This is a genomic window from Brevundimonas huaxiensis (assembly GCF_014218725.1).
GTDB classification, from domain to species: domain Bacteria; phylum Pseudomonadota; class Alphaproteobacteria; order Caulobacterales; family Caulobacteraceae; genus Brevundimonas; species Brevundimonas huaxiensis.
In genome coordinates, this window is the sequence record NZ_JABBJE010000004.1 from 1 (window position 1) to 24,537 (window position 24,537).

Annotated in this window: 29 protein-coding genes; 9 read left to right on the forward strand and 20 right to left on the reverse strand. The window is 65.9% G+C overall.

All coding sequences use genetic code 11. The features are described from left to right. Nucleotides 1-190: 190 nt before the first annotated feature. The 4 genes from HF680_RS09070 to HF680_RS09085 all read right to left on the reverse strand — a co-directional run bounded on the left by HF680_RS09070 (nt 191) and on the right by HF680_RS09085 (nt 2,507). Nucleotides 191-391 carry a hypothetical protein gene (locus HF680_RS09070; RefSeq protein ID WP_185224842.1) on the reverse strand — a complete coding sequence of 67 codons (201 nt, stop codon included), beginning with the start codon at nt 389-391 and terminating at the stop codon, nt 191-193. A 54-nt stretch (nt 392-445) separates the two neighbouring features. Continuing rightward, nucleotides 446-736 carry a DUF167 domain-containing protein gene (locus HF680_RS09075; protein ID WP_185224843.1) on the reverse strand — a complete coding sequence of 97 codons (291 nt, stop codon included), beginning with the start codon at nt 734-736 and terminating at the stop codon, nt 446-448. Between the two features lie 75 nt (nt 737-811). After that, nucleotides 812-1,741, reverse strand: a complete 930-nt coding sequence (locus tag HF680_RS09080; RefSeq protein WP_185224844.1) for an electron transfer flavoprotein subunit alpha/FixB family protein — start codon at nt 1,739-1,741, stop codon at nt 812-814. Between the two features lies 1 nt (nt 1,742). Continuing rightward, nucleotides 1,743-2,507, reverse strand: coding sequence for an electron transfer flavoprotein subunit beta/FixA family protein (locus HF680_RS09085; protein WP_185224845.1), 765 nt, complete (start codon nt 2,505-2,507; stop codon nt 1,743-1,745). A 116-nt stretch (nt 2,508-2,623) separates the two neighbouring features. Here HF680_RS09085 and HF680_RS09090 point away from each other — a divergent pair, with 116 nt between their 5' ends. Next, nucleotides 2,624-2,968 carry a hypothetical protein gene (locus tag HF680_RS09090; protein ID WP_017505432.1) on the forward strand — a complete coding sequence of 115 codons (345 nt, stop codon included), beginning with the start codon at nt 2,624-2,626 and terminating at the stop codon, nt 2,966-2,968. A gap of 10 nt (nt 2,969-2,978) precedes the next feature. Here HF680_RS09090 and HF680_RS09095 read toward each other — a convergent pair whose 3' ends face one another. Together HF680_RS09095 and HF680_RS09100 are read right to left on the reverse strand one after the other, a co-directional pair. Further along, a complete protein-coding gene (locus HF680_RS09095; RefSeq protein WP_045810927.1) occupies nt 2,979-3,551 on the reverse strand; it encodes a cob(I)yrinic acid a,c-diamide adenosyltransferase in 573 nt (190 codons plus the stop codon). A 2-nt stretch (nt 3,552-3,553) separates the two neighbouring features. Then, nucleotides 3,554-3,757, reverse strand: a complete 204-nt coding sequence (locus HF680_RS09100) for a twin transmembrane helix small protein (protein ID WP_137720424.1) — start codon at nt 3,755-3,757, stop codon at nt 3,554-3,556. Nucleotides 3,758-3,916: 159 nt separating this feature from the next. Here HF680_RS09100 and HF680_RS09105 point away from each other — a divergent pair, with 159 nt between their 5' ends. Next, complete coding sequence (locus HF680_RS09105; protein ID WP_185224846.1) at nt 3,917-5,071, forward strand: hypothetical protein; 1,155 nt, start codon at nt 3,917-3,919, stop codon at nt 5,069-5,071. 38 nt (nt 5,072-5,109) lie between these two features. Here the strand turns inward: HF680_RS09105 and HF680_RS09110 are convergent, their stop codons facing one another. The 6 genes from HF680_RS09110 to HF680_RS09135 all read right to left on the reverse strand — a co-directional run bounded on the left by HF680_RS09110 (nt 5,110) and on the right by HF680_RS09135 (nt 10,821). Next, on the reverse strand, nt 5,110-6,060 hold the full coding sequence (locus HF680_RS09110) for a hypothetical protein (RefSeq protein ID WP_185224847.1): 951 nt from the start codon (nt 6,058-6,060) through the stop codon (nt 5,110-5,112). A gap of 82 nt (nt 6,061-6,142) precedes the next feature. Beyond that, nucleotides 6,143-9,055 (reverse strand): DNA polymerase I, encoded by a 2,913-nt coding sequence (polA, locus tag HF680_RS09115; protein WP_185224848.1) that lies wholly within the window; start codon nt 9,053-9,055, stop codon nt 6,143-6,145. 37 nt (nt 9,056-9,092) lie between these two features. Continuing rightward, nucleotides 9,093-9,710, reverse strand: coding sequence for a DUF6655 family protein (locus HF680_RS09120; RefSeq protein WP_017505427.1), 618 nt, complete (start codon nt 9,708-9,710; stop codon nt 9,093-9,095). After that, nucleotides 9,710-10,150 (reverse strand): VOC family protein, encoded by a 441-nt coding sequence (locus HF680_RS09125; RefSeq protein WP_185224849.1) that lies wholly within the window; start codon nt 10,148-10,150, stop codon nt 9,710-9,712. The genes HF680_RS09120 and HF680_RS09125 overlap by 1 nt, the downstream gene beginning before the upstream one ends. 81 nt (nt 10,151-10,231) lie before the next feature. Then, complete coding sequence (locus tag HF680_RS09130; protein WP_017505425.1) at nt 10,232-10,471, reverse strand: zinc-finger domain-containing protein; 240 nt, start codon at nt 10,469-10,471, stop codon at nt 10,232-10,234. 56 nt (nt 10,472-10,527) lie between these two features. Further along, the gene (locus tag HF680_RS09135; protein WP_235968925.1) at nt 10,528-10,821 is read right to left on the reverse strand and encodes a hypothetical protein; all 294 of its coding nucleotides are present in this window, start codon (nt 10,819-10,821) and stop codon (nt 10,528-10,530) included. Between the two features lie 185 nt (nt 10,822-11,006). Between HF680_RS09135 and HF680_RS09140 the strand changes: the two genes are divergently transcribed. Then, on the forward strand, nt 11,007-11,981 hold the full coding sequence (locus HF680_RS09140) for an ABC transporter ATP-binding protein (RefSeq protein WP_185224850.1): 975 nt from the start codon (nt 11,007-11,009) through the stop codon (nt 11,979-11,981). Here the strand turns inward: HF680_RS09140 and HF680_RS09145 are convergent. The 3 genes from HF680_RS09145 to HF680_RS09155 form a co-directional block, all read right to left on the reverse strand. Continuing rightward, the gene (locus HF680_RS09145) at nt 11,978-12,859 is read right to left on the reverse strand and encodes an alpha/beta fold hydrolase (protein ID WP_045810933.1); all 882 of its coding nucleotides are present in this window, start codon (nt 12,857-12,859) and stop codon (nt 11,978-11,980) included. The two genes, HF680_RS09140 and HF680_RS09145, sit on opposite strands and share 4 nt — an antisense overlap. A gap of 62 nt (nt 12,860-12,921) precedes the next feature. After that, the gene (locus tag HF680_RS09150) at nt 12,922-13,431 is read right to left on the reverse strand and encodes a D-glycero-alpha-D-manno-heptose-1,7-bisphosphate 7-phosphatase (RefSeq protein ID WP_045810934.1); all 510 of its coding nucleotides are present in this window, start codon (nt 13,429-13,431) and stop codon (nt 12,922-12,924) included. After that, complete coding sequence (locus HF680_RS09155) at nt 13,428-14,504, reverse strand: AGE family epimerase/isomerase (RefSeq protein ID WP_045810935.1); 1,077 nt, start codon at nt 14,502-14,504, stop codon at nt 13,428-13,430. Before HF680_RS09155 ends, HF680_RS09150 begins: the two co-directional genes overlap by 4 nt. A 175-nt stretch (nt 14,505-14,679) precedes the next feature. On the opposite strand from HF680_RS09155, the gene HF680_RS09160 reads away from it, so the two are divergent. From HF680_RS09160 to HF680_RS09175, 4 genes are all read left to right on the forward strand, one after another. Beyond that, a complete protein-coding gene (locus HF680_RS09160) occupies nt 14,680-15,843 on the forward strand; it encodes a DegT/DnrJ/EryC1/StrS family aminotransferase (RefSeq protein ID WP_045810936.1) in 1,164 nt (387 codons plus the stop codon). A 4-nt stretch (nt 15,844-15,847) separates the two neighbouring features. Beyond that, the gene (locus HF680_RS09165) at nt 15,848-16,780 is read left to right on the forward strand and encodes a Gfo/Idh/MocA family protein (RefSeq protein WP_045810937.1); all 933 of its coding nucleotides are present in this window, start codon (nt 15,848-15,850) and stop codon (nt 16,778-16,780) included. Between the two features lie 47 nt (nt 16,781-16,827). Then, nucleotides 16,828-17,331, forward strand: a complete 504-nt coding sequence (locus HF680_RS09170) for a hypothetical protein (protein ID WP_045810938.1) — start codon at nt 16,828-16,830, stop codon at nt 17,329-17,331. Between the two features lie 217 nt (nt 17,332-17,548). Then, nucleotides 17,549-18,346, forward strand: coding sequence for an exodeoxyribonuclease III (locus HF680_RS09175; protein WP_185224851.1), 798 nt, complete (start codon nt 17,549-17,551; stop codon nt 18,344-18,346). A gap of 3 nt (nt 18,347-18,349) precedes the next feature. Here HF680_RS09175 and yczR read toward each other — a convergent pair whose 3' ends face one another. Beyond that, on the reverse strand, nt 18,350-19,798 hold the full coding sequence (yczR, locus tag HF680_RS09180; protein WP_045810940.1) for a MocR-like transcription factor YczR: 1,449 nt from the start codon (nt 19,796-19,798) through the stop codon (nt 18,350-18,352). Between the two features lie 62 nt (nt 19,799-19,860). Between yczR and yczE the strand changes: the two genes are divergently transcribed. Continuing rightward, nucleotides 19,861-20,448, forward strand: coding sequence for a membrane protein YczE (gene yczE / locus HF680_RS09185; RefSeq protein WP_045810941.1), 588 nt, complete (start codon nt 19,861-19,863; stop codon nt 20,446-20,448). Between the two features lie 48 nt (nt 20,449-20,496). Here the strand turns inward: yczE and HF680_RS09190 are convergent, their stop codons facing one another. The 3 genes from HF680_RS09190 to HF680_RS09200 all read right to left on the reverse strand — a co-directional run bounded on the left by HF680_RS09190 (nt 20,497) and on the right by HF680_RS09200 (nt 23,311). After that, on the reverse strand, nt 20,497-21,801 hold the full coding sequence (locus HF680_RS09190; protein WP_185224852.1) for a S41 family peptidase: 1,305 nt from the start codon (nt 21,799-21,801) through the stop codon (nt 20,497-20,499). Between the two features lie 41 nt (nt 21,802-21,842). After that, nucleotides 21,843-22,529 carry a response regulator transcription factor gene (locus tag HF680_RS09195; protein ID WP_039246636.1) on the reverse strand — a complete coding sequence of 229 codons (687 nt, stop codon included), beginning with the start codon at nt 22,527-22,529 and terminating at the stop codon, nt 21,843-21,845. A 65-nt stretch (nt 22,530-22,594) separates the two neighbouring features. After that, on the reverse strand, nt 22,595-23,311 hold the full coding sequence (locus HF680_RS09200; protein WP_185224853.1) for a YggS family pyridoxal phosphate-dependent enzyme: 717 nt from the start codon (nt 23,309-23,311) through the stop codon (nt 22,595-22,597). Between HF680_RS09200 and HF680_RS09205 the strand changes: the two genes are divergently transcribed. Then, entirely contained in the window at nt 23,310-23,954 is a 645-nt protein-coding gene (locus tag HF680_RS09205) for a thiamine phosphate synthase (protein ID WP_205196192.1), read from the forward strand. The two genes, HF680_RS09200 and HF680_RS09205, sit on opposite strands and share 2 nt — an antisense overlap. 10 nt (nt 23,955-23,964) lie before the next feature. On the opposite strand, the gene HF680_RS09210 is transcribed toward HF680_RS09205, so the two are convergent. Next, a complete protein-coding gene (locus HF680_RS09210) occupies nt 23,965-24,345 on the reverse strand; it encodes an NtrZ family periplasmic regulatory protein (RefSeq protein ID WP_185225043.1) in 381 nt (126 codons plus the stop codon). Nucleotides 24,346-24,537: the final 192 nt, after the last annotated feature.

The following is a 24,537-nucleotide window of genomic DNA, read 5'->3' on the forward strand; positions in this document are numbered from 1 at the left end:
GACCTTCACCCCCCCGCGGCCCCGCCGGCCAGCCCGTTTCCGAGCGAGGCGGCTCTATACGGAGAGGCTGATTTGTCAGCAAGCGGATTCTGACAGGAGAAGGGAAGTTTCTCGCAGACTCATGATCGTCGATCAGGAATCGTAATCCTCGAGCTTATCCGAAGCCCGTAGATACAGGCGTTTCGCCTGCTCAGGCCCCGCCGAGACGCGACATCAGTTCTGGATCCTGCTCTGAGGCTGCGACCTCATGATCGAAGGCGCGTTGGGCGTCCGCCTCTTCCGCATAGGTCGCCGGCTCGGACAGCCGCAGGCTTGAGACCGCGTAGATATCGCCCTTCTGCTCGAGCGTGACGCCGCTGCGGGCGTGGAGGATGCGGGCGTCCATCGTCATTGGGCTGGGCTCCTGTTCCGATGCAGAACGCACCAATCGGCCGGATGGCTCTCCTCAATCGCCAGAAAGACCGTCGACGAGGCGCAAGCGCAGCTCTTCGTCATCCAGGCCCTGCACGACGATCATCTTAGAGCGCGACTGTCCGCCGCGTCCCAGGCTGACCGCCGACTTGGGGACGCCAAGGCTTTTGGCCAGGAGCCGGATCAGGGCGTCGTTGGCCTCTCCCTTGATCGGGCGGGCGCGGACGCGCACCTTGAGCAAGGGGCGACCTTCGGCGTCGCTCGTCCACCCGTCGATGCGTTCGGCCGCAGCGCCGGGCTGCAGCCTTACAGGCAAGTTCGCCATGTGGTCCTCTGCGGGCAAGAAAAAGGCGCGGCTCCGATCGGCGCCGCGCCCTCTTCAAATCGATTCGACCTGGGCCTAGCCCAGGGCGGCCATCAGTTCCGGCACGACCGTCTTGTAGTCGCCGACCAGACCATAGTCCGCGACCTGGAAGATCGGGGCGTCCGCGTCCTTGTTGATGGCGACTATGGTCTTGGAGTCCTTCATCCCGGCCAGGTGCTGAATCGCGCCCGAGATGCCGATGGCGATGTAGAGCGCCGGGGCGACCACCTTGCCGGTCTGACCGACCTGATAGTCGTTGGGCGCATAGCCGGCGTCGACCGCTGCGCGCGAGGCGCCGATGGCGGCGCCCAGCTTGTCGGCGAGCGGCTCCATCACGGCATGGAATTCGTCCGCCGAGCCCAGGGCGCGACCGCCCGAGACGATGATCTTGGCGGCGCCCAGTTCGGGCCGGTCCGACTTGACCATCTCCTCGGACACGAAGGCCGTCTTGGGTGCATCGGCGCCGGCGACGCTCTCGACCGGGGCCGAACCGCCCTCAGCCGCGGCGGCGAAGGCGGTCGGTCGCACCGTGATCACCTTCTTGGCGTCCGACGACTGGATCGTCTCCAGCGCATTGCCAGCATAGATGGGGCGCACGAAGGTATCGGCCGACACCACCTCGATGATGTCCGAGATCGGCGCGACATCCAGCTTGGCGGCCAGACGCGGGGCGAAGTTCTTTCCGTCCGTGGTCGCCGACGTCAGGATGGCGTCGTAGCCCCCGGCCAGCGGCAGGACGGTCGCCTCGACCGCTTCGGCGAGCATCTTGCCCAGACCGGCGCTCTCGGCCAGCAGCACCTTGCGGACGCCCGCGATCTTGGCGGCGCTGTCGGCGGCGGCCTGCGCTCCCTGCCCGAGGACCAGGACGTCCACATCGGACGACAGGCCCAGCGCGGCGGTCACGGTTTTATGCGTGGTATCGCGAACGGTCGAACCGTCGTGATCGGCGATGACGAGGACAGCCATTTTACAGCGCTCCCGCAGACTTGAGCTTGGAAACCAGTTCGGCCGCATCAGCCACCTTGACGCCGGCCGACCGCTTGGGCGGCTCGGTGACCTTGATGACCTTCAGACGGTCGGCGACATCGACGCCGTAGTCGGCGACCGCCTTCATGGCGATCTCCTTCTTCTTGGCCTTCATGATGTTCGGCAAGGAGGCGTAGCGCGGCGTGTTCAGCCGCAGGTCCACCGTCACCACCGCCGGCAGTTCGGCGGCGATGGTCTGCAGGCCGCCGTCGACCTCGCGCGTCACAGCGGCCTTGCCGGCGTCGATCACCAGCTTGCCGGCGAAGGTCGCCTGGGGCCAGTCCAGTAGGGCGGCCAGCATCTGGCCCACCGCATTGTTGTCGCCGTCGATCGACTGTTTGCCCATCAGGACCAGGTCGGGCTTTTCTTCCTCGACCACCGCCTTGAGCAGCTTGGCGACCGCCAGCGGCTCAAGATCCGTATCCGATTGGATCAGCAGCCCCCGATCCGCGCCCATGGCCAGCGCCGTGCGGATGGTTTCCTGCGCCTGGGTGACGCCGATGGAGACCACGACGATTTCCGTCGCGGTGCCGGCGGCATGATGTTCCTTGCCTTCCTTCAGACGAACCGCCTCTTCGACGGCGATCTCGTCGAAGGGGTTCATGCTCATCTTGACGTTGGCCAGATCGACGCCCGACTGATCCGCCTTGACGCGGGCCTTGACGTTATAGTCGATCACCCGTTTGACGGGGACGAGTACCTTCATGGGTCTATCCGTGAAATCGCCTGAATGTGTGGGCAGGACATGGAGTGGTCGCGAAGGCCTGTCAACGTAACGCGGGGTCAAGCTGTGGCTTCGATCCCTATCCAACGGACCACGAGATGAAGCGTTTCCTGACCTTTCCCCGCCTGGCGATGATCTTCTTCGGCCTGTTCGGCATCACGGTCGTCGGGATTTTCGCCCTGCAGGACTACTGGGTCGCGCCCGGCAAACGGTGCGAGGCGGCAGGCAAATGGTACGATATGGAAAGCCGCATCTGCGCCCAGCCCATCTCCATCGCCCAGATCACCGGCCGCCCAAACGGCGTGTCGCGCGCCGAGGCTTCGGCCGAGAAGAATCGCGAGCTGGTTCGCATCGAACAGGACCTCGCCGCCCAGGGCCGCGCCCGCGCCGCAGAGGCCGAGCGTCAGAAAGCCGCACTGGCGGCGGCGCGTCCCGCCGCCTGACCGGCTTCGCCTAGCGGGTCGCGCCGGGCTTCCATTTGATGTCGCTGGCGCCGTTGGCGTTGGCGCGTCGCGCGGCGACGAAAAGATGGTCGGACAGGCGGTTCAGATATTTGACCGCCTCGACATTCACGGCCTCGCCGTTTTCGATCAGACGCACCGCCTCCCGTTCGGCCCGTCGGCAGACGGTGCGCGCGACGTGCAGATGGGCCGACAAGGGCGCGCCGCCCGGCAGGATGAAGCTGTCGAGCGCCTTCAGGCTCTCGTTCATCCAGTCGATTTCCTGCTCCAGCCGCGCAACCTGACCCTCGACGATGCGCAGGGCCTCCCACGCAGGCGGAGGGTCCAGGGGCGTAGCCAGATCGGCGCCCAGGTCGAACAGCTCATTCTGGATCCGGCCCAGCATGGCGTCGATCCGGTCGTTCTGGCCGCTGTTCAGCCGGGCGACCCCGATCACCGCGTTCAGCTCATCCACCGCGCCATAGGCCTCGACCCGGGCATCGCTCTTGGACACCGGCGCGCCGGACGCCAGCCGCGTGCGACCGTCATCGCCCGTGCGGGTGTAGATCTTGTTCAGCGTCACCATGATCAGGCCCCCTGCGTCGCCTTCCACAACATGCCGACGACCAGCAGGATGACGGCGACCGCCTGAAGCCCGACGCGCAGCCGCATCAGCTTGTTGGAATGGCTGCGCGCATACTCTCCGCCCCGGAACAGCGAATAGAGGCCGAAGCCCAGGGTGATGGTCACGGCCAGGATCGCGAGGATGATCAGAATGTCGAAAATCTGCATGCCGCCCTTCTAGACCCGGATCGCTGTCACGCGCCAGCGCGGCGCGTCAGAGCCTGGAAGCAGGTTGCAGGCGCCGACTGAGTCAAATTCGGCGACCAAGGATATTTTCAACGGCGAAGCTAAGCCATTGGTGACAATTGTTGGCGTAGCGTCATCGCCATGACTGATCGCGCCGTCCGCAACCTGGAGCACCTCAAGAGCTCGGCTTCCACCGCCCGTGTGCTGAATCTGCTGCGCGTGTGGGAGGAGAACGGCGACAGCGCACCCGACGGCGCCGTGCGCAATCCCGACTGGGCGGCGCGTCCGATCTTCCGTACGGCGGCGCTGAACCGCGCCCTGATCATCAAGCATCGTCTGCGACGCAACGAGACCGATCTGTTCACCGGCCGGCGTCAGGTCGCGACCAAGGTGGTCATCCCCATCGACGATGCCGACCTGAAGACCGGCGGCCGATACGTCTTCGTCAATCAGATCGGCTTCGAGCGGATGATGATGGAGGCGTTCGGCGTGGCGCCCAACCATCCCGACATCGAAACCCTGCGCCTGATCGACAGACTGCCGTCGCTGGATCCCTTCCTGCTGCGTGAACAGCTGCGTCGCGGCGGCCTGGACCCCTCGCCCTGCTACTTCTCGATCAGCGACAGCGACCTTCAGCGCATGCTGGCCTTCGTCCGCAGCGAGATCGAGCCGCTGGTGACGCTGAGCCTGGGCGCGGATACCGTGGCCGTGAATTCGGATTCCGCCGGGCGGATGGCGTCCAAGATTCTGTCGAACACGCCCGGTGATCAGTTGGACGCCTTGCGACTGACCCTGCGCCTGGCGCCTGAGCAGTACCAGGAGGGTGTCTTCTGCTGGAAAGGCTTCCTCTATTACAAATGGACGCTCGCCGCCCTGCTGGGCGAGGTCGCCGGCGTCGCCGAGGCGGTGCGCACGATCAAGCCCGTCGGCAAGGTCGATCGTGCCGCCAAGGAATATCTGGCGCGCAGCCGCGATGTCCTGCGCGGTCGCATCATCAAGACCTGCGACGAGGTCAGCAGAACCTTGCGGGTCTATGACGACGCCTATGCCAAACTGACCCAGGAAGGCCGTCCCATCGCCTTCCGCGACTTCCTGCTCGACGCCCCCTCGATGTTCGCCAAGCTGGGCGACCAGCTGGGCGCCGTTCAGCACATCGTCAGCTACTGGCGCTTCCGCTTCGGCTCCTCCGCCTCTCCGGTGAACGTCGAGGAGCTGATGGACATCTTCATGGACTTCGAAACCGGCCTGCTCGGCCGCGGCGAACTCCCCGACGACATCGGCATGATCGCGGCGTAGCTTACGTTACAACGAAGGGCTACCGCGAGTTCATACCTTTAGTCGTCTATGGCCGCTCTATCAGAAGCAGCTTTCATAGCTCGTGCGGAAGACGCCAATGCCGACGCTTGGTTACCGATTTGGATGCGGGTCAGGTCGGATTGGTAAAGTCCGTCCAGATAAGCCCTGTCCCAACTCGTCAAACCCGATGGCGCACCTTCGGGATTTGAAAACAGATTGAGGATTGTTGCAAAACCTCGGGTTTGTCCTGCCGGGTCGATTTGAGCAAAAGCCACCATAGACAGATAGTCGCTCAGTTGACCGACGGAGGCGCTTTGCACCTGATCAACATCTAGAATAATGAGTATGTGGTAAAGAAAATCAGATATTGATGAACGTAGGCGCGTGGGGCTTGTTATGCGAACACTTGGTGCATAGGCCAAAACGTCATTACCATCCAATCCCATTGCAAGTGTGTTATAGTATCCAGGCAACCTAACGGCGAGTTCGCCTGTTTCAGCATTACCTGGATAACTGACCTGCCACCAACGCACAGGACGGTCAGTGTTGATAAAAGCATCAAGCCTTGCCCGGCCTTGATCAGTGCCGCTGCCGCCTGTGTGGAACGCCCTGAACGACTGCGACACGAGCGCTCCAGCCAGTGTCGATGGCTGATCTGATGCTATAATCTTGATATTTGGACGACAGCCCGGCGCCCCAACCTGAAGGCCCAAGCCGCGAGCCGTGTCGCCCAGACGATCGGCAATTTCCTGAGCCACATCGGCGCGCAGATTGATGACCCCAATACAGACGCCATCCCGCCAACGCGCCAAACCTCGTGCGCCAGCAGGGTCGGCTACGGCGCCAACGTATTGTTCGGCTGCATCCTCGAATCTCTTGGCGTTGACGATGACGTCTTCAACTTGAACCGAGCCACTCGCATTCGAAGGCTGTGTCGCCTGACCTCCGCCAGCCAGTAAAACCGTTGCGAATAAAAGCCCAACAGACATTTCTCAGCTCCGCAGACCACGAACCTAAGATTGCTCTTAATTTAACCTGAAGGCGTTTGCAATTTCACTGGTCATGTAACCATCAGTGCGCCGCGTCCCAGTTGGACGCCGCGCGGGCGTCCACCACCAGCGGAACTGTCAGGGCCACGGCCGGGTCTGCAGCCTTCTCCATCACGCGTTTGATGACGGCAATCGCGCGCTCGGCCTCGGCTTCCGGCGCCTCGAACACCAGTTCGTCGTGGACCTGAAGCAGCATGCGCGTGCTGAGGCCGGCTTCGGTCAGGGCGGCGGGCATGCGGATCATGGCGCGGCGAATGATGTCGGCGGCCGCGCCCTGGATCGGGGCATTGATGGCGGCTCGCTCGCCGAACTGGCGCTCGGCGCCGGACTTGGAATGGATGGCCGGGATGTGGATTCGGCGGCCGAAGACGGTCGAGACGAAGCCGGTCTGGCGTACCTCGGCCTTGATCTTGTCCATATAGGTGCGGATGCCGGGGAACCGTTCGAAATAGGTCTTGATATAGGCCCCCGCCTCGCCCTGATCGATGCCCAGCTGGTTGGCGAGGCCGAAGGCCGAAATGCCGTAGACGATGCCGAAGTTGATCGCCTTGGCGCGCCGGCGGGTCTCGGACGGCATGCCCTCGACCGGGACGCCGAACATCTCGGACGCCGTCGCGGCGTGAATATCCAGTCCCGCCTTGAAGGCGCGCTTCAGCTCGGGGATGTCGCCGATATGGGCCAAGAGGCGCAGCTCGATCTGGCTGTAGTCGGCGCTGATCAGGACATTGCCGGGCGCGGCGATGAAGGCCTGGCGGATCTCGCGACCCGTCTCGGTGCGGATCGGGATGTTCTGCAGGTTGGGATCGCTGGACGCCAGACGGCCCGTGGTGGCGGCGGCCAGCTGATAGCTGGTGTGCACCCGGTCGGTCTTGGGATCGGCGGCCGCGGTCAGGGCGTCGGTATAGGTGCCCTTCAGCTTGGACAGCTGGCGCCAGTCCAGGATCGCACGCGGCAGATCGTGGCTGAGCGCCAACTCCTCCAGCACGCTGGCGTCGGTGCCCCACTGGCCCGAGGCGGTCTTCTTGCCGCCCGGCAGGTTCAGTTCGCCGAACAGGATCTCGCCGATCTGGCGCGGCGAGCCGATGTTGAAGGGGCGCCCGGCGATCTCATGAGCCTGGGCCTCCAGCTCGGCCATGCGCAGGCCGAACTCGCTGGACAGCCGCTTCAGCCGGTCGGGGTCGATGCGAACCCCGTTCAGCTCCATGTCCGCCAGCACCGTCGGCATGCCGCGCTCGAGCGTCTCATAAACGGTGGACAGGCCCTTACGCGCCAGCCGGGGTTTCAGGATCCGCCATAGCCGCAGGGTCACATCCGCATCCTCGGCGGCATATTCCGAGGCCGGCTTCAGCGCGACGTGCTTGAAGGATTTCTGGCTCTTGCCGGTCCCCGCCACGCTCTTGAACGGAATCGGCTCGTGGCCCAGGTGCAGGCGCGCCAGCTCGTCCATGCCGTGCCCGTGCAGCCCGCCCTCCAGCACATAGGAGATCAGCATCGTGTCGTCATAGGGCGCAACGCGGATGCCCCGGCGCGCCATGACGGCGATGTCGTATTTGGCGTTCTGAAGCACCTTCAGGACCGACGGGTCTTCCAGCAACGTCTTCAGCTTGGCCAGGGTCGTGGGCTTGTCCAGCTGATGGATCGGCTCAGGCGCCTCGCCCGCTTCGCCGAAGAGACCGCCCTCGCCGGCCTGCGGTTCGTGCTCGTGCGTCAGGGGGATGTAGCAGGCCTCATTCGGCCCCACCGCCAGCGACACGCCGCACAGGCCCGCATGGGTCGCCGACAGCGTATCGGTCTCGGTATCGAAGCCGACAACGCCGACCTCCGTCGCGCGCGCGATCCAGCGATCCAGCGCCTCTTCGGTCTGGACGCATTCGTAAGCCGCGTGATCGAAGGTCTGGACCTCGGCGGGGCCTTCGACGACCTGGCCGTAGCGAGGGGTCGCGACCGGCGCGTTCAGGTTCGGCGCACGCTTGGGCGCAAAGGCGGAAACGTCGCTGGGCCCGGCCTTGCCGTCGCCGACGCGGCGCTGCAGCGAGCGGAACTCCATCGTCTCCAAAAAGGCCGACAGGATCGCCGGATCGGGATCGCGCACGGCGAAATCCTCGATCGCCTCGGGCGCCGGCGCATCGCAGGTCAGGCGCACCAGCTCGCGCGACAGACGGATCTGGTCGGCGAAGTCGATCAGCGTCTGGCGACGCTTGGGCTGTTTGATCTCGCCGGCGTTGGCCAGCAGGGTGTCCAGATCGCCGTACTCGTCCAGCAGCTGCGCCGCCGTCTTCGGTCCGATGCCTGGCGCGCCGGGGACGTTGTCGACGCTGTCGCCGATCAGGGCCTGCAGATCGACCATCTTCTCGGGGCCGACGCCAAACTTTTCGAAAACCTCAGGCTCGGCCAGACGCCGGTCCTTCATCGGATCCCACATCACGACGCCGCCGCCGATCAGTTGCATTAAGTCCTTGTCCGACGAGACGATCACCGCCTCCCCGCCCGCATCGCGCGCCTTGCAAGCGTAGGTGGCGATCAGGTCGTCGGCCTCATAGCCGGGCAGTTCAACGCAATGCACGCCGAACGCCGCCGTCGCCTCGCGCACCAGCGGAAACTGCGGGACCAGGTCCTCGGGCGGCGGCGGGCGATGGGCCTTGTACTGATCATACAGGGTGTTGCGGAACGTCTTTTCCGAATGGTCGAAGATGGCCACCAGGTGCGTTGGGCCATCGGCTCCCTTCATGTCCTTCAGCAGCTTCCACAACATGTTGCAGTAGCCCTGGACCGCGCCGACCGGCAAGCCGTCAGACTTGCGCGTCAGGGGCGGCAGGGCGTGATAGGCGCGAAAGATGTAGGCCGAGGCGTCGATCATCCAAAGCCGCAGCGCAGGGCCGTCCTGCGTCATCGGGCGTTCGGTCTCTGGATTTTCGGGCGCAGTCGTCTCGGTCATGGCGGGAACATAGGGCTCCTACGCCCCCGCGTCAGCGTCAGAATTCGGTCCAGCTCGATCCCGGATCACGTTGACCCGGCTGGGCCTGCTGCTGGCCCCAGGACACGACCATGAAGGCCTTGTGGCTGCGGATACGATACGTGCCGATCATCGGCACGACGGCGCCCAGCGGCGCACCGGTCTTGGCTTCGTAGAGGAAGCCGGAAAACTCGGCGACCCCGACCCGGTCGCGGTGGCTGTAGACCGACAGTTCCGGCAGGGAGACGACGTTGAAGGTCTCGTTGATCGGGATCCGCATCTCGGGAATACCGAAGACGCGCCGCATCTGCTCCAGCGACAGAGCGCCGGCGCGGATTTCGAACACGGCGTTCGCCTCGTCCTTGTTGCGGGCCAGACTGAAACCGGCGTCCGAGATCGCGCCGCGGATCGCGCTGACGGCGTAGCGGGTGCCCTCGCCCTGGAAATAGGCGTCGTCGATGAAGACCGAAGCGCCCGTCGGCAGCGGCAGGACCAACCCCTCGACCGCCCGGTCCGAGGCGCGCGCCAAGAGCAGCTGCTCCGTCGCCGTACGGCCGGTGTTGCTCTCGGTGGTCGAGGCGCAGGCCGACAGCACGACCGCCGCAACCGTCAGCAGAGCCGCCGTCCGCGCCGTCATCACCAGGCGCCGACGTTCGGCATGGAGGCCCAGGGCTCGGCCGGCGCCAGCGGCGCGCCTTCCTGAAGCAGTTCGATGGAGATGCCGTCGGGCGAGCGGACGAAGGCCATGTTGCCGTCGCGCGGCGGACGGCTGATCGTCACCCCGCCGTCCATCAACTTCTGGCAGGCGGCGTAGATGTCATCGACCTTATAGGCCAAGTGACCGAAGTTGCGGCCGCCCTGATACTCTTCCGGATCCCAGTTGAACGTCAGCTCGACCTCGGGGCAGCGTTCCGCCGCCGACTGTTCCAGATTCTTGGGCGCGGCGAGAAACACAAGCGTGAACCGGCCCGCCTCGTTCTCGGTGCGGCGCACCTCCTGCAGACCCAGAAGGTCGCAATAGAAGTGCAGCGAGGCGTCGATGTCCTTTACCCGGACCATGGTGTGCAGATAGCGCAAGGCTCGTCTCCGTCCGAACAGCGTGTCAGCCGTCTATAGACCCAACCGCCGCGACACCGCGACTGAACTGAGGTTACGGCCTCAGTGGGCCTCGGGCGCGCGGGCCGCCGGGCTCAAATATTCGTTTTCGTCGTGGGCCTGGGCTGACAGAACGAAACGCCGGTCGCAATAGCCGCACTCGATGAAGTCGTCCTCGCCCATGTCCATATAGACCAGCGGATGACCCAGGGCTCCGCCGCCGCCGTCGCAGGCCACGCGTTTGGTCGAGACGACGATCTCTTCGGGCGGCGGGATGATGGCGTCGGAATGGCGGGGAGGCATGGTCCGGTCCGGGTCTGAAAGGCTTGCGGGCTTCCTAGGCGGACCGGCCCCGAAGGTCAAACCTCGCTGGGCGCCGCCGGGCGACGGCCCAGAAGACGGTTCAGCATCGCCTTGCGCTTCTTGAACAGGGTCAGGCCCAGACAGGCCGCGCCGACCCACAGACCGATCTCGCCGATCAGCAGCAGGGCGGCGCCGGCGATGGCGGCATGCGTCATCTCGATCTGATCGGTCTTGCCCGCCAGCAGCGCCAGTCCTCCACCGATGTAGCCAATGGCGCAGACCGCCATGGCGACGAAGCCTAGCAGGCGGGTGCGGGTCAGAGGCGTCTTGGCTTTTTGAACGGGGGTCATGGCGGTCTCCATCAAGTTCAGTTGTCTTTATGACAAGCAGGCTAGACACGCAAAACGTGCAAGTCAAGCACCATTGACACATGGACAGGCCTGCTTGTCTAATACTGTCGGTTAGACAGGTTGGCGAATGCGGTCCCTCGCCCTACCTATGCCGCTCGCCGTCCCGCCCGAGTGAATAGCTGACCATGTCTGAGACCCCCGCCCTGCCCGACAACGCCATCGAGGTGCGGGGACTGAAGAAGACCTATGCCGGGTCCAAGAAGGCTGCGCCCAAGACGGCCCTGCGCGGCGTCGACCTGGTCATTTCGCGCGGCTCGGTCTTCGGCCTGCTGGGCCCGAACGGCGCCGGCAAGTCGACCCTGATCAACATCCTGGCCGGGGTGGTGAAGAAGTCCGAAGGCTCTGTGACCATCTGGGGCCGGGACATCGACAAGGAGCCGCGCGACGCCGCCGCCGCCCTGGGCGTCGTGCCGCAGGAGATCGTCGCCGACGTCTTCTTCACCCCGCGCGAATCGCTGGAGGTGCAGGCGGGCTTTTACGGCGTGCCCAAGGATGAGCGCCGGTCCGACGAACTGCTGGCCGCGCTGGGCCTGTCGGACAAGGCTAACGCCTATGTCCGCGCCCTGTCCGGCGGCATGAAGCGCCGCCTGATGGTGGCCAAGGCCCTGGTCCACAATCCGCCCATCCTGATCCTGGACGAGCCGACGGCCGGCGTGGATGTCGAACTGCGTCGCCAGCTGTGGGCCTATGTCCGCCGCATCAACGAAGAGGGGGTGACCATCGTCCTGACCACCCACTATCTCGAAGAGGCGCAGGAGCTTTGCGACACCATCGCCATCGTCAACCGGGGCGAGGTTGTGGCCTGCGAACCGACGCCGCAGCTATTGCGCCGTCTGGACAGTCGCAATGTGGTCGTGACCCCGGAAACGCCCCAGGCGACGCCGCCGGTGCTGGCTGGCTTCGAGGTCACGCCCCGTCCGGGCGGCGCCTTCGCGGTCGCCTACAAGAAGGGGCAGTCGTCGGTCGAACAGGTCATCAACGCCGTGCGCGCCGCCGGCGTCACCATCGCTGACATCACCACCGAAGATCCGGACCTGGAGGACGTCTTCCTGGCCCTGACCTACGGCGATACGTCACGGGTCGATCCGACCAGGGACTAATCGACCTCGGCCAGGAATTCGAAGATCGCCGCCTTGGCCTCGGCCTCGTCCAACATGGGCGCGTGGCCGATGCCGGGAACCTCGACATAGGCCATGGTCGGGGCCGCCTTCTTCATGCGCGCGGCGATGTCGGCGCTCAGCAAGTCGGAGTTGGCTCCCCGCACCAGCAGCGTCGGCCTCTTCTTCGCCAGCCGCCCGAACATGGGCCACAGATTGGGGACCAACGCCTTGGCCCCCGCCGCGCGGATCGGCACGGCGATGTCGGGATCGTAGTCCAGCGCGATCTCGCCGTCGGGCTGCTGGCGGAAAATGCGTCGCGCGAAGGCGTCCCAGTCCGCATCCGTATAGAGCGGGAAGGCCACCGAATTGATCCGCTTCGTATAGGCCGCTGCATCGGCCCAGGAGCCGATCTCGACCGGCTGACCGCTGTAGGCAGCGATCCGCGCCAGACCTTCCGGCGCCACCTCCGGCCCGATGTCGTTCAGGATCGCCGCGACCACCGCCTTGGGCCGGATCGCCGTCAGCGCCATGGTGATGAGCCCGCCCATGGAGGTGCCGACGAAGACCGCTCGATCGATTCCAGCCTGCTCCATCAGGGCCAGAACGTCGCGCGCATAGACGTCGGGCATGTAGGTCATGGGGTCGGGCGCACGGTCCGACAGGCCGCGCCCGCGCACATCCACCGCCAGCACCCGCCGCCCGCTTTGGGCCAGAAGCGGCGCTATGGCTTCGAAATCGGCGCTGTTGCGGGTCAGGCCGTGAATGGCGATCACCGGCGGCCGCGCCACGCCGGGACCGGGCGCATAATCCCGCGCAAAGAGAGAGAGGCCGTCCGGCGAAGTCCAACGGCGTTCAGCGAATGGATAGGGCGCGCTCATTGGCGATCTCCTCCGATTTGGCTCAGAGTAATTCACCAGCCAAGGAAATGCGACGTCCGGTCCTAGAGACCGACCACATCGCGCACGAAAGCGTCCAGATCGCCGCCTTCAAAAAGATAGCCCGCCACCCCGGCCCGCTCACCGGCCTGCAGATCGCGCTTCTGATCGCCGATGATGAAGGACTGCGTCGGGTCCAGATCGTGCTCTTCGATGGCGCGCAGCAACATGCCCGGATTGGGTTTGCGATCAGGGTGGTCGGGATGGCGATAGCGCGCCTCGATCGCCTCGGGATGGAAGGGCGCGGAATAGACGGCGTCGATAATCGCCCCCTCTTCGGCCAGTCGCGCGACCAGCAGATCGTTGAAGGCGTTCATCGTCTCTTCGCTGAACAGGCCCCGCGCCACGCCCGACTGGTTCGTCACGATCACGGTGCGATAACCGGCCTGGTTCATCCGCCGCACCGCCGCCGCCGCACCGGGGATCAGCTTCAGATGCTCAGGCCGATGCGGATAACCGCTGTCCTCGATCAGCACCCCGTCCCGATCCAGAAAGGCGGCGGGCCGGCCGGTCATACGTCGCTCCGAAGCAGTTCCGAAAAGGCGGTCATCAGGTGGTAGAGGCTGGAGGCGGGCGCCGCCGCATCGTGTGAGCGGCCTTCGGCGTCGTAGCTGTCCACCCATAGGCCCGGCACAGCGGTGGCCAGATGCGTGTCGAACACGGCGGCGATCAACCGTGGAAGGCCCGCGTCGCCAAAACTCAACCCCGTGCGAATGGCCTCGGTCTGGGCCCACAGGCGCCGTCCGCCATCCAGCACCTCTCCCGCCGGGCCGATCTCGCGGATCGCGAATCCGTCGCGATAACCCTGCGCCGCCGCCCGACGATGTAGCGCCGCGGCAAGATCTGAGTCGTCCCCGTCCTGTTTCAGCAGCCAGGCCCATTCTTCAAGGTGGCCCGGCTCGATCACATGACCCGTCGCCGGCTCGGCGGACCAGTTCTCAGTGAAATATTCGCGGATCGCGCCGTTGATCAGGAAGCGGTGTTTGCACAGGTCCAGCGACGCCCGCGCCGCCGCCTCGAACGCCGGATCGGGCGCGATCGCCTGCCAGGCCAGCATGGCCTCCAGCATATGCATGTGGGGATTTTGACGACGCGGCAGGCGTGGCGGCAGAGCCTCCTCCCATCCTCCCCGCGAAGACGCCATCAACCGATCGATCGCAGCCAGCGTCTCAAGCGCCAGAGGCCGCGCTCGCGCATCATCCAGGACGCGGTGCGCCGCCGCGAGCGCGAACAGAACGAAGGCCAGGTCGTAAAGATCAGGCGTCTCATCGACGACCACGCCGTCGTCATCGGTCGCCGCGACCCAAAGGCCGTCGTCACGTCGGCGGTCGGCTATCAGTTGATCCAGCCCGGCCTTGGCCACCGCACGGCCCTGCGCCCATCCCAAGGCCGCCGCTTCGCAGAAAACATAGATCTGACGCGCCTGAACACGTGTGCGGCGACGAAGACCGATCACCGGCCGGCCGTCGAAATCCAGCTGCTCGAAGAAACGCCCCTGCGCGTCCACGCCCCGCTCGGCCCACAGCGGCAGGGCATGGTCGAACAGCCAGTTCGAGACCCTGGTCCGGGCGGCGGAAAGCGTCGTCATGGCGCTGGCTTAGGACGCCAGCCGACGGGCGCCAAGGCCTGTGTGCGGTAGCAAAGGGCAACGCGATGTGACGCCGCGCGATTTGGCCCGCGCGCCCGATCTTGCTAGGACGACCCGACATTCGCGGCCCGCCTGTCCGGCCGCCGCACCCGATCCCCCGTGGAGAGCGTCCCCCATGATCCCCTTCATCGACCTTCAGGCCCAGCGCCAGCGCCTCGGCGGCAAGATCGAGGCCGCCGTTCAGGAAGCCGTCGTCGGCGGCGCCTGGGTCATGGGTCCGCAGGTCCGTCAGTTCGAGGCAGACCTCGCCGCCTTCGGCCAGGCCAAATACGCCTTGGGTTGCGGCAACGGCACCGACGCCCTGATCCTGCCGTTAATCGCTTGGGGCGTCCGCACCGGCGACGCCGTCTTCTGCCCCAGCTTCACCTTCACGGCCACGGCCGAGGTCGTGCCGTGGCTGGGCGCCTCGCCCGTGTTCGTGGACGTCGACGACCACACCTACAATATGGACCCGGCCAGGCTCGAGGCGGCCATTGAAGCGGTCAAGGCCGAGGGTCGCCTGACGCCCAAGGTGGTCATCGCCGTCGATCTGTTCGGCCAGCCCGCCGACTATCCCGCCATCCGCGCCGTCTGCGACCGCCACGGGCTGAAGCTGATCTCGGATTCGGCGCAAGGTTTCGGCTGCACCCTGAACGGCAATCATCCGCTGAAGTGGGCCGACGTCACCACGACCAGCTTCTTCCCGGCCAAGCCCCTGGGCTGCTACGGCGACGGCGGTGCGGTGCTGACCGACGACGACGATCTGGCGCAGGAAATGGATTCCCTTCGCGTGCACGGCAAGGTCGTCGCCAAGGACCTGGAGGCCGGCGCCGCCGCCTTCGCCCACGACCCCAAATATCTGGCCATGCGCATCGGCATGAACAGCCGGCTGGACACCATCCAGGCCGCCATCCTGATCGAGAAGCTGAAAGTCTTCGGTCAGGAGATCGAATGGCGCAACCGGATCGCCGCCCGCTACAACGAACGCCTCGCGCCCCATGTCTCGGCCGTGCCTCACGTCATCGACGGCGGCGTCTCTATCTGGGCGCAATACACGATCGAACATGAGGATCGCGACGGTCTGGCCGCGCACCTGAAGGATCAGGGCGTGCCCACCGCCGTCTATTATCCGGTGCCGATGCACATCCAGCCGGCCTATCAGCGCTTCCCGCAGGGTGCGGGCGGCTTGCCGATCACCGAACGGCTGAGGGACCGGGTCCTCAGCCTGCCGATGCACGCCGATCTGGACGAGGCGACCCAGGACAAGATCGTCGCCGCCGTCGCCAGCTACAAGGGCTAAGCCGATGCCGAACACCCCCGCCCTCAAGATCGGCGTCGCCGGCGTCGGCGTCATGGGCCGCAACCATGCACGCGTCGCCTCCGAAATGCGCGAGTTCGACCTGACCACCGTCTTCGATCCCGATGCGGTGACGGCCGAGGGCGTCGCCGCCGCCTATGGCGCATCGCCCGTCACGACGGCCCAGGCCTTCGTCGACGCCGGTCTGGACGCCGCCATCGTCGCCACCCCCAACCGATTCCACGCCGAGATCGGCGTCGCCCTGCTGGAAAAGGGCGTCCATGTCCTGGTGGAAAAGCCGATCGCCGCCAGCGTCGCCGACGCCCAGCGCATGATCGATGCGGCCAAGGCCAATGACCGGGTCCTGATGGTCGGTCAGGTCGAGCGCTTCAATCCGGCGGTCGAAACCGTCAAGCGCGCCGTCGCCGATGACGACATCATCTCGATCCAGATCACGCGGGTCGGTCCCTTCCCGCCCCGCATGGGCGAGGTCGGCGTGGTCATCGACCTGGCCGTGCACGACATCGACATCATCCGCCACCTGACGGGCTCCGAGATCGTCGAGGTCCAGCCGCAACTGGCCCGCACGCGCGCGGACCGCGAGGACACGGCCCTGCTCCAGTTCCGCCTGGACAGCGGGGTGATCGCCCACATCACCACAAACTGGGTCACCCCCTACAAGACCCGCACGCTGCAGGTCGCGACCAAGACCAAATTCATCGTCGCCGATCTGATCACGCGCCAGGTCACAGAATACTTCGGCCAGCAGCCGGACGGCTCCTACTCGACCCGGATGCTGAACAGCTGGCCGGCCGAACCGCTGAAAAAGGAGCTGGAGGCCTTCGCTCGCGCCATCACGACCGGCGAAACACCGGCCGTCACCGGCGAAGATGGCCTGCGCAATCTCGAGGTCGCGCTGCGCTGCCTCGGCGAGCACTGATCGAATCAGGCCCCGTTCTCGCCGCAAAACCTGAGGAAGAGAGACGTATGCGCCGTATCACCGCCACCGCTCTCGCCTTGATCGCCGTTGGTTCGGCGGCGGCGCCCGCCCATGCGGACACCCGCTACCTGGCCTATAATGCGTCGGACAGGATCACCCAGGCGCTGACCAAGGGCGTCACCTTGCAGGTGCGGCGCGGTCTGTTCGGCGCGGTGCAGGTGGAACGTCTGTTCTCCACCACCGCGCGCGGCACGGCCGGTTTCACGCGCGGCGGACCGGACGCCGCGCGACGCGTCCTGCCGCAGGGCGCAGAGGAAAACGACATCTACGCCATCGATCAGGACGGCGACGGCCGTGGCCTGTCGCGCGCCCTATGTCCCGGCGCCGACGAGGTGTGGCTGATCATGGGTCGCGTCCGTGCGCCGCGGCCTCTGACTATGCAGGCCGTGGGCCGGTGGTCGGACGGCGCCTATCGGCACTGCGTGACGCTCAGCTACGACTGGCGCGGTGAGTGGGCGACGGCCCCGCAGGCGCAAACGCCGCGAGACTGATCCGCGTCCTGACTGTTTCATAATCAGCACGCGCAAGCTGACAATTGTGACGATTTGACTTTTATAATCGTCAGTGACATTTTGCGCACATGAGCGGCGGCGGCCGTTCTACCGCCCTGGAATATCCCCCTCCCCGGCGGCGAGAGAGACGAACCTCCCAGAGCCCGGCCCGTCGCGGCCGGGCTTTTTTTACGCCGTGCGCCTGCTAGACGGGGGCATGACCCTTCGCCTCGCCACCTGGAACATCAACTCCGTCCGCCTGCGCATCGACCAGGTCGCCCGCTTCGTCGCCGAACGCGCGCCCGATGTCCTGATGCTGCAGGAGATCAAATGCACGACAGACCAGTTTCCGCGCGGCGCCTTCGAGGACATGGGCCTGTCCCACCTTCGCGTGGCGGGCCAGAAGGGCTGGCACGGCGTCGCCATCGCAAGCCGTCTGCAGCTTGAGGACAGCGATACCTTCCAGGTCTGCAAACTGGGTCATGCGCGCTGCGTCTCGGCCCGCGTGTCCGGCATCGACGTGCAGAACTTCTACATCCCGGCCGGCGGTGACGTTCCCGACCGGACGCTGAACCCCAAGTTCGATCACAAGATGGACTTCTATGAACAGCTGACCGCCATCGTGGCCAAGCAGGACAAGTCTCGTCCCCTGGTCATGGCCGGCGATTTCAATATCGCCCCCGGCGAAGGCGATGTCTGGAACCACCGCTATATGTCCAAGATCGTCAGCCACACGCCGATCGAGGTCGAGACCCTGAACCGCCTTCAGGAGACCGGTGGTTTCGCAGACGTGTTGCGCGACCGTTTCCCCGAGCCCCAGAAACTGGCCAGCTGGTGGAGCTACCGCGCCGCCGACTTCCGCAAATCGAATCGCGGCCTGCGCCTGGACCACATCTGGACGTCGCCCGGCTTGACTCCCGCCGTGGTCAAGGACACCGCCCGCATCCACGACGACGTCCGCGAGTGGGATCGTCCCAGCGACCACGCGCCGGTCACGGTTGATCTGGATATCTGATCCTTAATAAACGGCGACCGGCTTGACCGACGCCGGCGCCTTTCGCCCCCGGCCGACCTTCCTGGCGGCGCGCCCCAGCCGAACCACCGCCTCGTCCAGCTGATCTTCCGGCAAGGTGTAGGGCAGGCGCAGCCGGCGTTCGAAGGCGCCGTCGACGCCGAATCGCGGACCGGCGGCGAGGCGCAGGCCTTCGGCCTCGGCCGCGATCGTCAAAGCGGAACTGATCGGCCCCGGCAGCCGCGCCCACAGGGACAATCCCCCAGCCGGGCGCGGACAGACCCACTCAGGCAGTTTTTCGGCGAGCCGCGCGCGCAGATGATCCCGCCGGGCGCGCAAGAGGGGCCGACGCGCCGCCAGGGCCTTTCCGCCGTCGTTCAGCAGTTCGACCGCCGCCAGCTGCTCCAGAATCGGAACGCCCAGATCGAAGCTGGCGCGGCTCTGGGCCAGACGCTGGATCACCGCCCGGTCGGCGCGGATCCAGCCGATCCTCAGCCCGCCCCAAACGCTCTTGGACATCGATCCCAATCTGACGATCCGCGGCGCATCGACGGCCGAGGCGCTGAGCGCTGGCGGTCCGCTCAAGGTCAGCTCGACCAGGGTCTCGTCCAGCACGAGCAGAGTCTCCGATCCCTTCAGGCCTGCCAGCAAGCGCGTCCGGTCCGACGCTCGCATCATCCGGCCGGTCGGGTTGTTATGGTCCAGCACTAAATAGGCCATGGCCGCGTTGCTGCTTCGGCAGGCCGCAATCAGACCCTCGACATCCCAACCCTCCTCGCCCTCGCCGTCCGGCAAGGCGACGGGCACGGCGCGACCGCCCGCCGCCAGGATGGCGTCGATCGCCTGCGGATAGGTGGGATGGTCGAACACCACCGGGGCGCCGGGGCGCGTCGTCAGGCGCAGAAGATGCACCAGTCCGTTGTGCGCGCCGTGCGTGATCAGAATCTGCCCCGACGAGGTCGCCAGGCCGCGCCGCCGATAGCCGGCCGCCACCGCTTCACGCAGCGCCTCCAGCCCCACCGTCTCGTACCCGTGACCCGGCAGGTTCGCCGGCAACCGCTCCAGCGCCCGCACATAGGCCGCGTGCACATTGGGATCGGCCGGCAGAACGGCGGCGGTCAGGTCGATCAGGCCGGCCTTGTCCGTTGGCGTCGCCTCATGACGCGGCGCCGGTCCGGTCGGCAGGCTGGTGCGCGCGGCGGCGCCCTGCCCGCCCGTCAGGAACCCGTCGTCCCGCAAGCGCCCGTAGGCGGCCGAGACGGTCGTGCGGCTCAAGCCCAGCGCCTGAGCCAGTTCCCGTTCGCCGGGCAACCGCGCCGCCAAGGGCAGTCGGCCATCCAGAATCAGCAGTCGTACCGCCCCCGCCAGCTGCCGGTAGGCTGCGCCAGCACCCGGCGACCGCCAGGCGCCGAGATGGCGTGTCAGGGAAACAAGACCGATCGACCGCGACGACATGAGGCCAGAATGGCATAACTGGCTCTGTTTTCGATAGCCAGTTTGGCGCATCTGGTGGGTTTATGACCCGTCGCCTGATCCAACTGTTTATCGGCCTCGTCCTCTACGGCCTCTCCATCGCCCTGATCGTTCGTGCCGATCTCGGTCTGGATCCGTGGGACGTGCTGAACCAAGGGGTGTTCGAGCGGTTCGCGAAACCCAGCAGAGTCAGCTTCGGTCTGGTGGTCAATCTGATCGGTATGGCTGTGCTGCTGCTATGGATTCCCCTTCGCCAGAAGCCGGGGATCGGGACCGTGGCCAATGTGCTGGTCATCGGCACCGTCGCCAACTTGGGCCTGGACTGGATTCCGTCCGACCTGGGCCTACCGCTCCGGGCCGGCCTGCTGATCGCCGGCATCGTCCTGAACGGCGTGGCCAGCGGGGCCTATATCGGCGCGGGCCTTAGCCCCGGTCCCCGCGACGGCCTGATGACGGGCATCGTCGCGCGCACCAGCTGGCCGGTGAAATGGGTGCGGACGGCCATCGAAATGACCGTTATCGCCGTCGGCTGGCTATTGGGCGGCTCGGTCGGCTTGGGCACGGTGCTCTACGCCCTGACCATCGGCCCGTTGGTCCACGTCTTCCTGCCGCTGTTCACGATCCGTCGGTAGACTCCGTCAGTCTTGCTGCCGTCCGCCGGTTGATCGAGGCGAAGCGGCCTAATGCGAAAGTCGTCGCATCAAGGCCTTCACGGCCTTGGCGTGACCATGGTCCAGATCGCCCTCGGGATAGAGATCGATGCGGACCTGCGGCGTCAGCCCGCGTCCTTCAAGCGGATGGCCTTGCGGATCGACGTAAAGCTCCATCGGCATGGCGAAGCGCCAACCATTGGCGAGAACGACAGGGCTCTGATCGGAAAACGCGCCTCTCGTCCGGGTCCCGGCGTGCGTGATATTGGGCAATACCGTCATCATCTGGCTGAATGTCTCGCCGGCGCTGACGGTGATGTCGCTGGTCAGAAGCCAGACCGGGCCGTGATAGCCCGTTCGATTCGAAGGTCGCACCTCCACGACCTGCGGAGCGACGCCCGATCCCCAGCCCCTCTTGGTGTAGGCGACGCGCGGCTGGTCGGCGAAACGCGACGCGATCAACCGGCTGACAGAGTCATAACCGCCGCGATTGTTCGAGACATCCACGATGACCGCTCGCGCCCCGTGGAAAGCGATCATCGCCTCGTCGAGGGCGGCTTCCAGCAGCTCTGTGGAAGCGGCGTCCTCGGCGTCGAACCCTCCCATGGTCACGATCGGCAGATAGCCTACGCCGTCGTTCACCCCCCAGAAGACCCGGTTATTGGCGACGGCGTGACCTTCACCGTCAAGGATGGTCTGAAGGACGCCTTCGCGCCACGCGCCCAGCCACGCCCTCTCGGCCCTTGGCTCGGAGCGTGCGTTGACCGCGTCCAGGGTTCGTCCGCTCGACACCTGAAGGTCTTGCGCGCGGCCTTCGATTTCTGCGCTCAATTCGATATGTGCGTCATCCAGTCCTGATAGAAGGTCGGCGGCGGCGGCGAACGCCTGGCTGGGGGATGGTGTCTGTGAAAGACGCCCAAGCACCTCGCTGCGACGGGCTTGGAAATCGATCTTTCGAGCCTCGAAACCAGGATAGTAGGCCTGCATCAAATCCGAGATGGCCAGGACGGCGGCACGGTCGCTCGTATCTGGATGTTCGCAGGCCGGGGGCAGAGCCGGCAGCCCGTCGAACACATAGATGCTCGCCTGATCGTCGTGCGCTTCGGTCAAGCCTATGCCGTCAGCCACGGGGACGGCGGCGGCGAAGCTGTCTTTCAGATCTTCCCCATCGGGATCCGGCCAGCAGGCCCCGCCGGCCTCGTGATAGACCCGGATGTCTTGCCCGGCGCGGACGATCACCAGACCATAGCCGCGCGATCGGAACACGCCGTCCGGCGCCACGGACGGCATCGGTGATTGCTGGAGCAGGGCGGCGAGGGCGAAGGCGGCGATCATGCCGTTTCATCGCCTGCGCGAACGCTGTCGTCCAGACGGTTCTAGGGTTGAAGCCGATATCCGCCCGCATCGGTCAGCAGAAGACGCGCATGGCCCGGCTCGGGCTCGATCTTCTGACGCAGACGATAAATGTGGGTTTCCAGCGTATGGGTCGTGACCCCGGCGTTGTAGCCCCAGACCTCGGTCAGCAACTCTTCGCGCGACACCGGTTTGGCCCCGGCGCGATAGAGGTATTTCAGGATGTTGGTTTCCTTCTCGGTCAACCGCACCTTCTTGCCCTTTGAGTCCATCAGCACCTTGGCGGCGGGCCGGAACTCGTAGGGGCCGATGGTGAAGACGGCGTCTTCCGACTGTTCATGGCTGCGCAGATGGGCGCGGATGCGCGCCAGCAGTACGGCGAACCGGAAGGGCTTGGTAACATAGTCGTTGGCCCCGGCGTCCAGACCCAGGATGGCGTCGGCGTCCGCCGATTGCGCCGTCAGCATGATGACCGGGGTTGACACCCCGTCCTTGCGTAACAGGCGACAGGCCTCGCGACCGTCCATATCGGGCAGATCGACGTCCAGCAGGATCAGGTCGGCGCGGATCTCGCGCCCCATCCGCACCCCGTCCGTGGCGGTCGACGCCTGCTGGGTCCGAAACTCCTCATGCAGGTTCAGCTGCTCGGCCAGAGCCTCGCGCAGGTCGTCGTCGTCGTCGATGATCAGAATGGTCTTGGGCGTAGGCATGGGACAGACAATGGCGAGGCTTGGCCCCCGCGCCAAGGCTTGGGGGTGCGAATATTCACATCGGGTTACGAGCTAGAGGGCGCTTCGGGTCGATTTCGTTCCCCGAACAAGGCCGTTCCGACCCTGACGTGCGTCGCACCGCACCGGATAGCGGTTTCATAATCGCCGCTCATGCCCATCGACACGACCGACAAACCGTGGCGTTCGGCCATGGCCCGCAACATCTGAAAATGCGGCTCTGCGTCCTGATCCGCCGGGGGAATGCACATCAATCCCTCGACCGTCAGCCCATAGGTGTCGCGGGCCGCTGCGATCAGGGTGTCGGCGGCGTCGGGCAGGACCCCGGCCTTCTGGGGCTCCGCGCCCGTGTTCACCTGAACCAGGACGCGCGGCGATCGGCCGCGCTTTTCACCCGCCTGCGCCAAGGCTCGTGCAAGCTTTTCGCGGTCCAGGGTTTCGATCACGTCGAACAGGGCGACCGCATCCTCAGCCTTGTTGGTCTGCAAGGGGCCGATCAGCCGCAGCTCCAGGCCCGGCACGACCCCGCGACGGTCGGCCCAACGACCTTGCGCCTCTTGCACCCGGTTCTCGCCGAAGATCCGCTGACCCGTCGCCAGGATGGCGTCGATGGCCTCGGGGGCTTGCGTCTTGGAAACGGCGGTCAGGGTCACGTCCGCTGGATCCCGATCGGCCGCATGGCAGGCGGCGTCGATGCGCGCCCGCACCTCGGCGACCCTTTCGGCGATGGACGGGGCGGGAAAAGCGGAGGAAGAAGAGGTCATGATCCTGCCGGCCGGTTACAGCGACGATGCGCGCGCGCTCTGGAACGCCGCGACCGCTCTAAACCGCGCCGCCGCCGCTGTCAGCCCGGCCGCCGCAGCCTTGCCGGCGATGCTGTTCTTCACCGACCCCGATCGCACGCCCCGACCGTGGAAGACGGCGGCGCGCCTGCCTGCCGGTTCGGCCGTGGTCTATCGCGCCTTCGGCGCCTCCGATGCCGTCGAGACGGGACATCGACTTCGGGAAGCGACGGCCGGTCGGGACGTGAAATTGCTGGTCGGACTGGACCCCGATCTGGCCGAGGCGATCGACGCCGACGGGCTGCACCTGCCCGAACGTGCGGCGGACCAAGCGGCGCGCATTCGATCGGACCGACCCGGCTGGATTTTGACGGCGGCCTGGCATGGCCTATCCCCGCCGCCTAAAAACCTGGACGCCCTGATCCTGTCGCCGGTGTTTCGGGCGGGCGGCGTGTCCGCCGGCAAATCCGCATTGGGCGTCACTGCATTCGAACAGCATGTGAAATCTGTACGCCTACCGGTCTATGCGCTGGGCGGCGTCACGCCAGAGAACTCCGCAACGCTCGCACGCACAGGCGCATGCGGCCTGGCGGCGGTGAATGCGATCCAGTCAGCGTTTCGCTGACCGGTCGAAATCAGAACTTGAAGATGGTTTCCAGACGGACGCGGGGCTGGGCCCGGCCGTTGGTTTCGGGCGCGCGGGCCGGATCGGCTTCCGGCGTGCTGACGGCGGCGGCGGCGCCGACGCGCAGACGGTCGTTCAGGCGGTAGTAGGCGCCGGCCTCGACATCACCCCAGTCGGTCTCGCGACCCACGGGCTGGTTCAGGTTGAAATCCAGACCCCAGCGCCCACGGTCGTTCAGGCGAAGGCCGCGACGTTGCGGCGCCGGCGCATTGCGCTGCGTCGCCTGGGCTTCCGAGAGGGAAACGGCGGACGTGCTTTGGGCGAGCGCCGACGTCGACGCGGCCATCGCCGTCGTCGCCATCATCACAGCCAGGAAACCACCAAACCGCATACCAAATCCTTCGAACCCCGCCATGAGGCGACGTTTCAACCCTGAACCGACCTTATATGGTCGTGAGCCCCGCGATTAGACACCGGGTGTCTGCGCGGTCAACGCAATGAGCCGGCGATAACAAGGTTCCCGCGCATTGTTGTCGGCGTATGTGTCTCAAGCGTCACGGGATTCAGGCGGATTCCGGCGGAA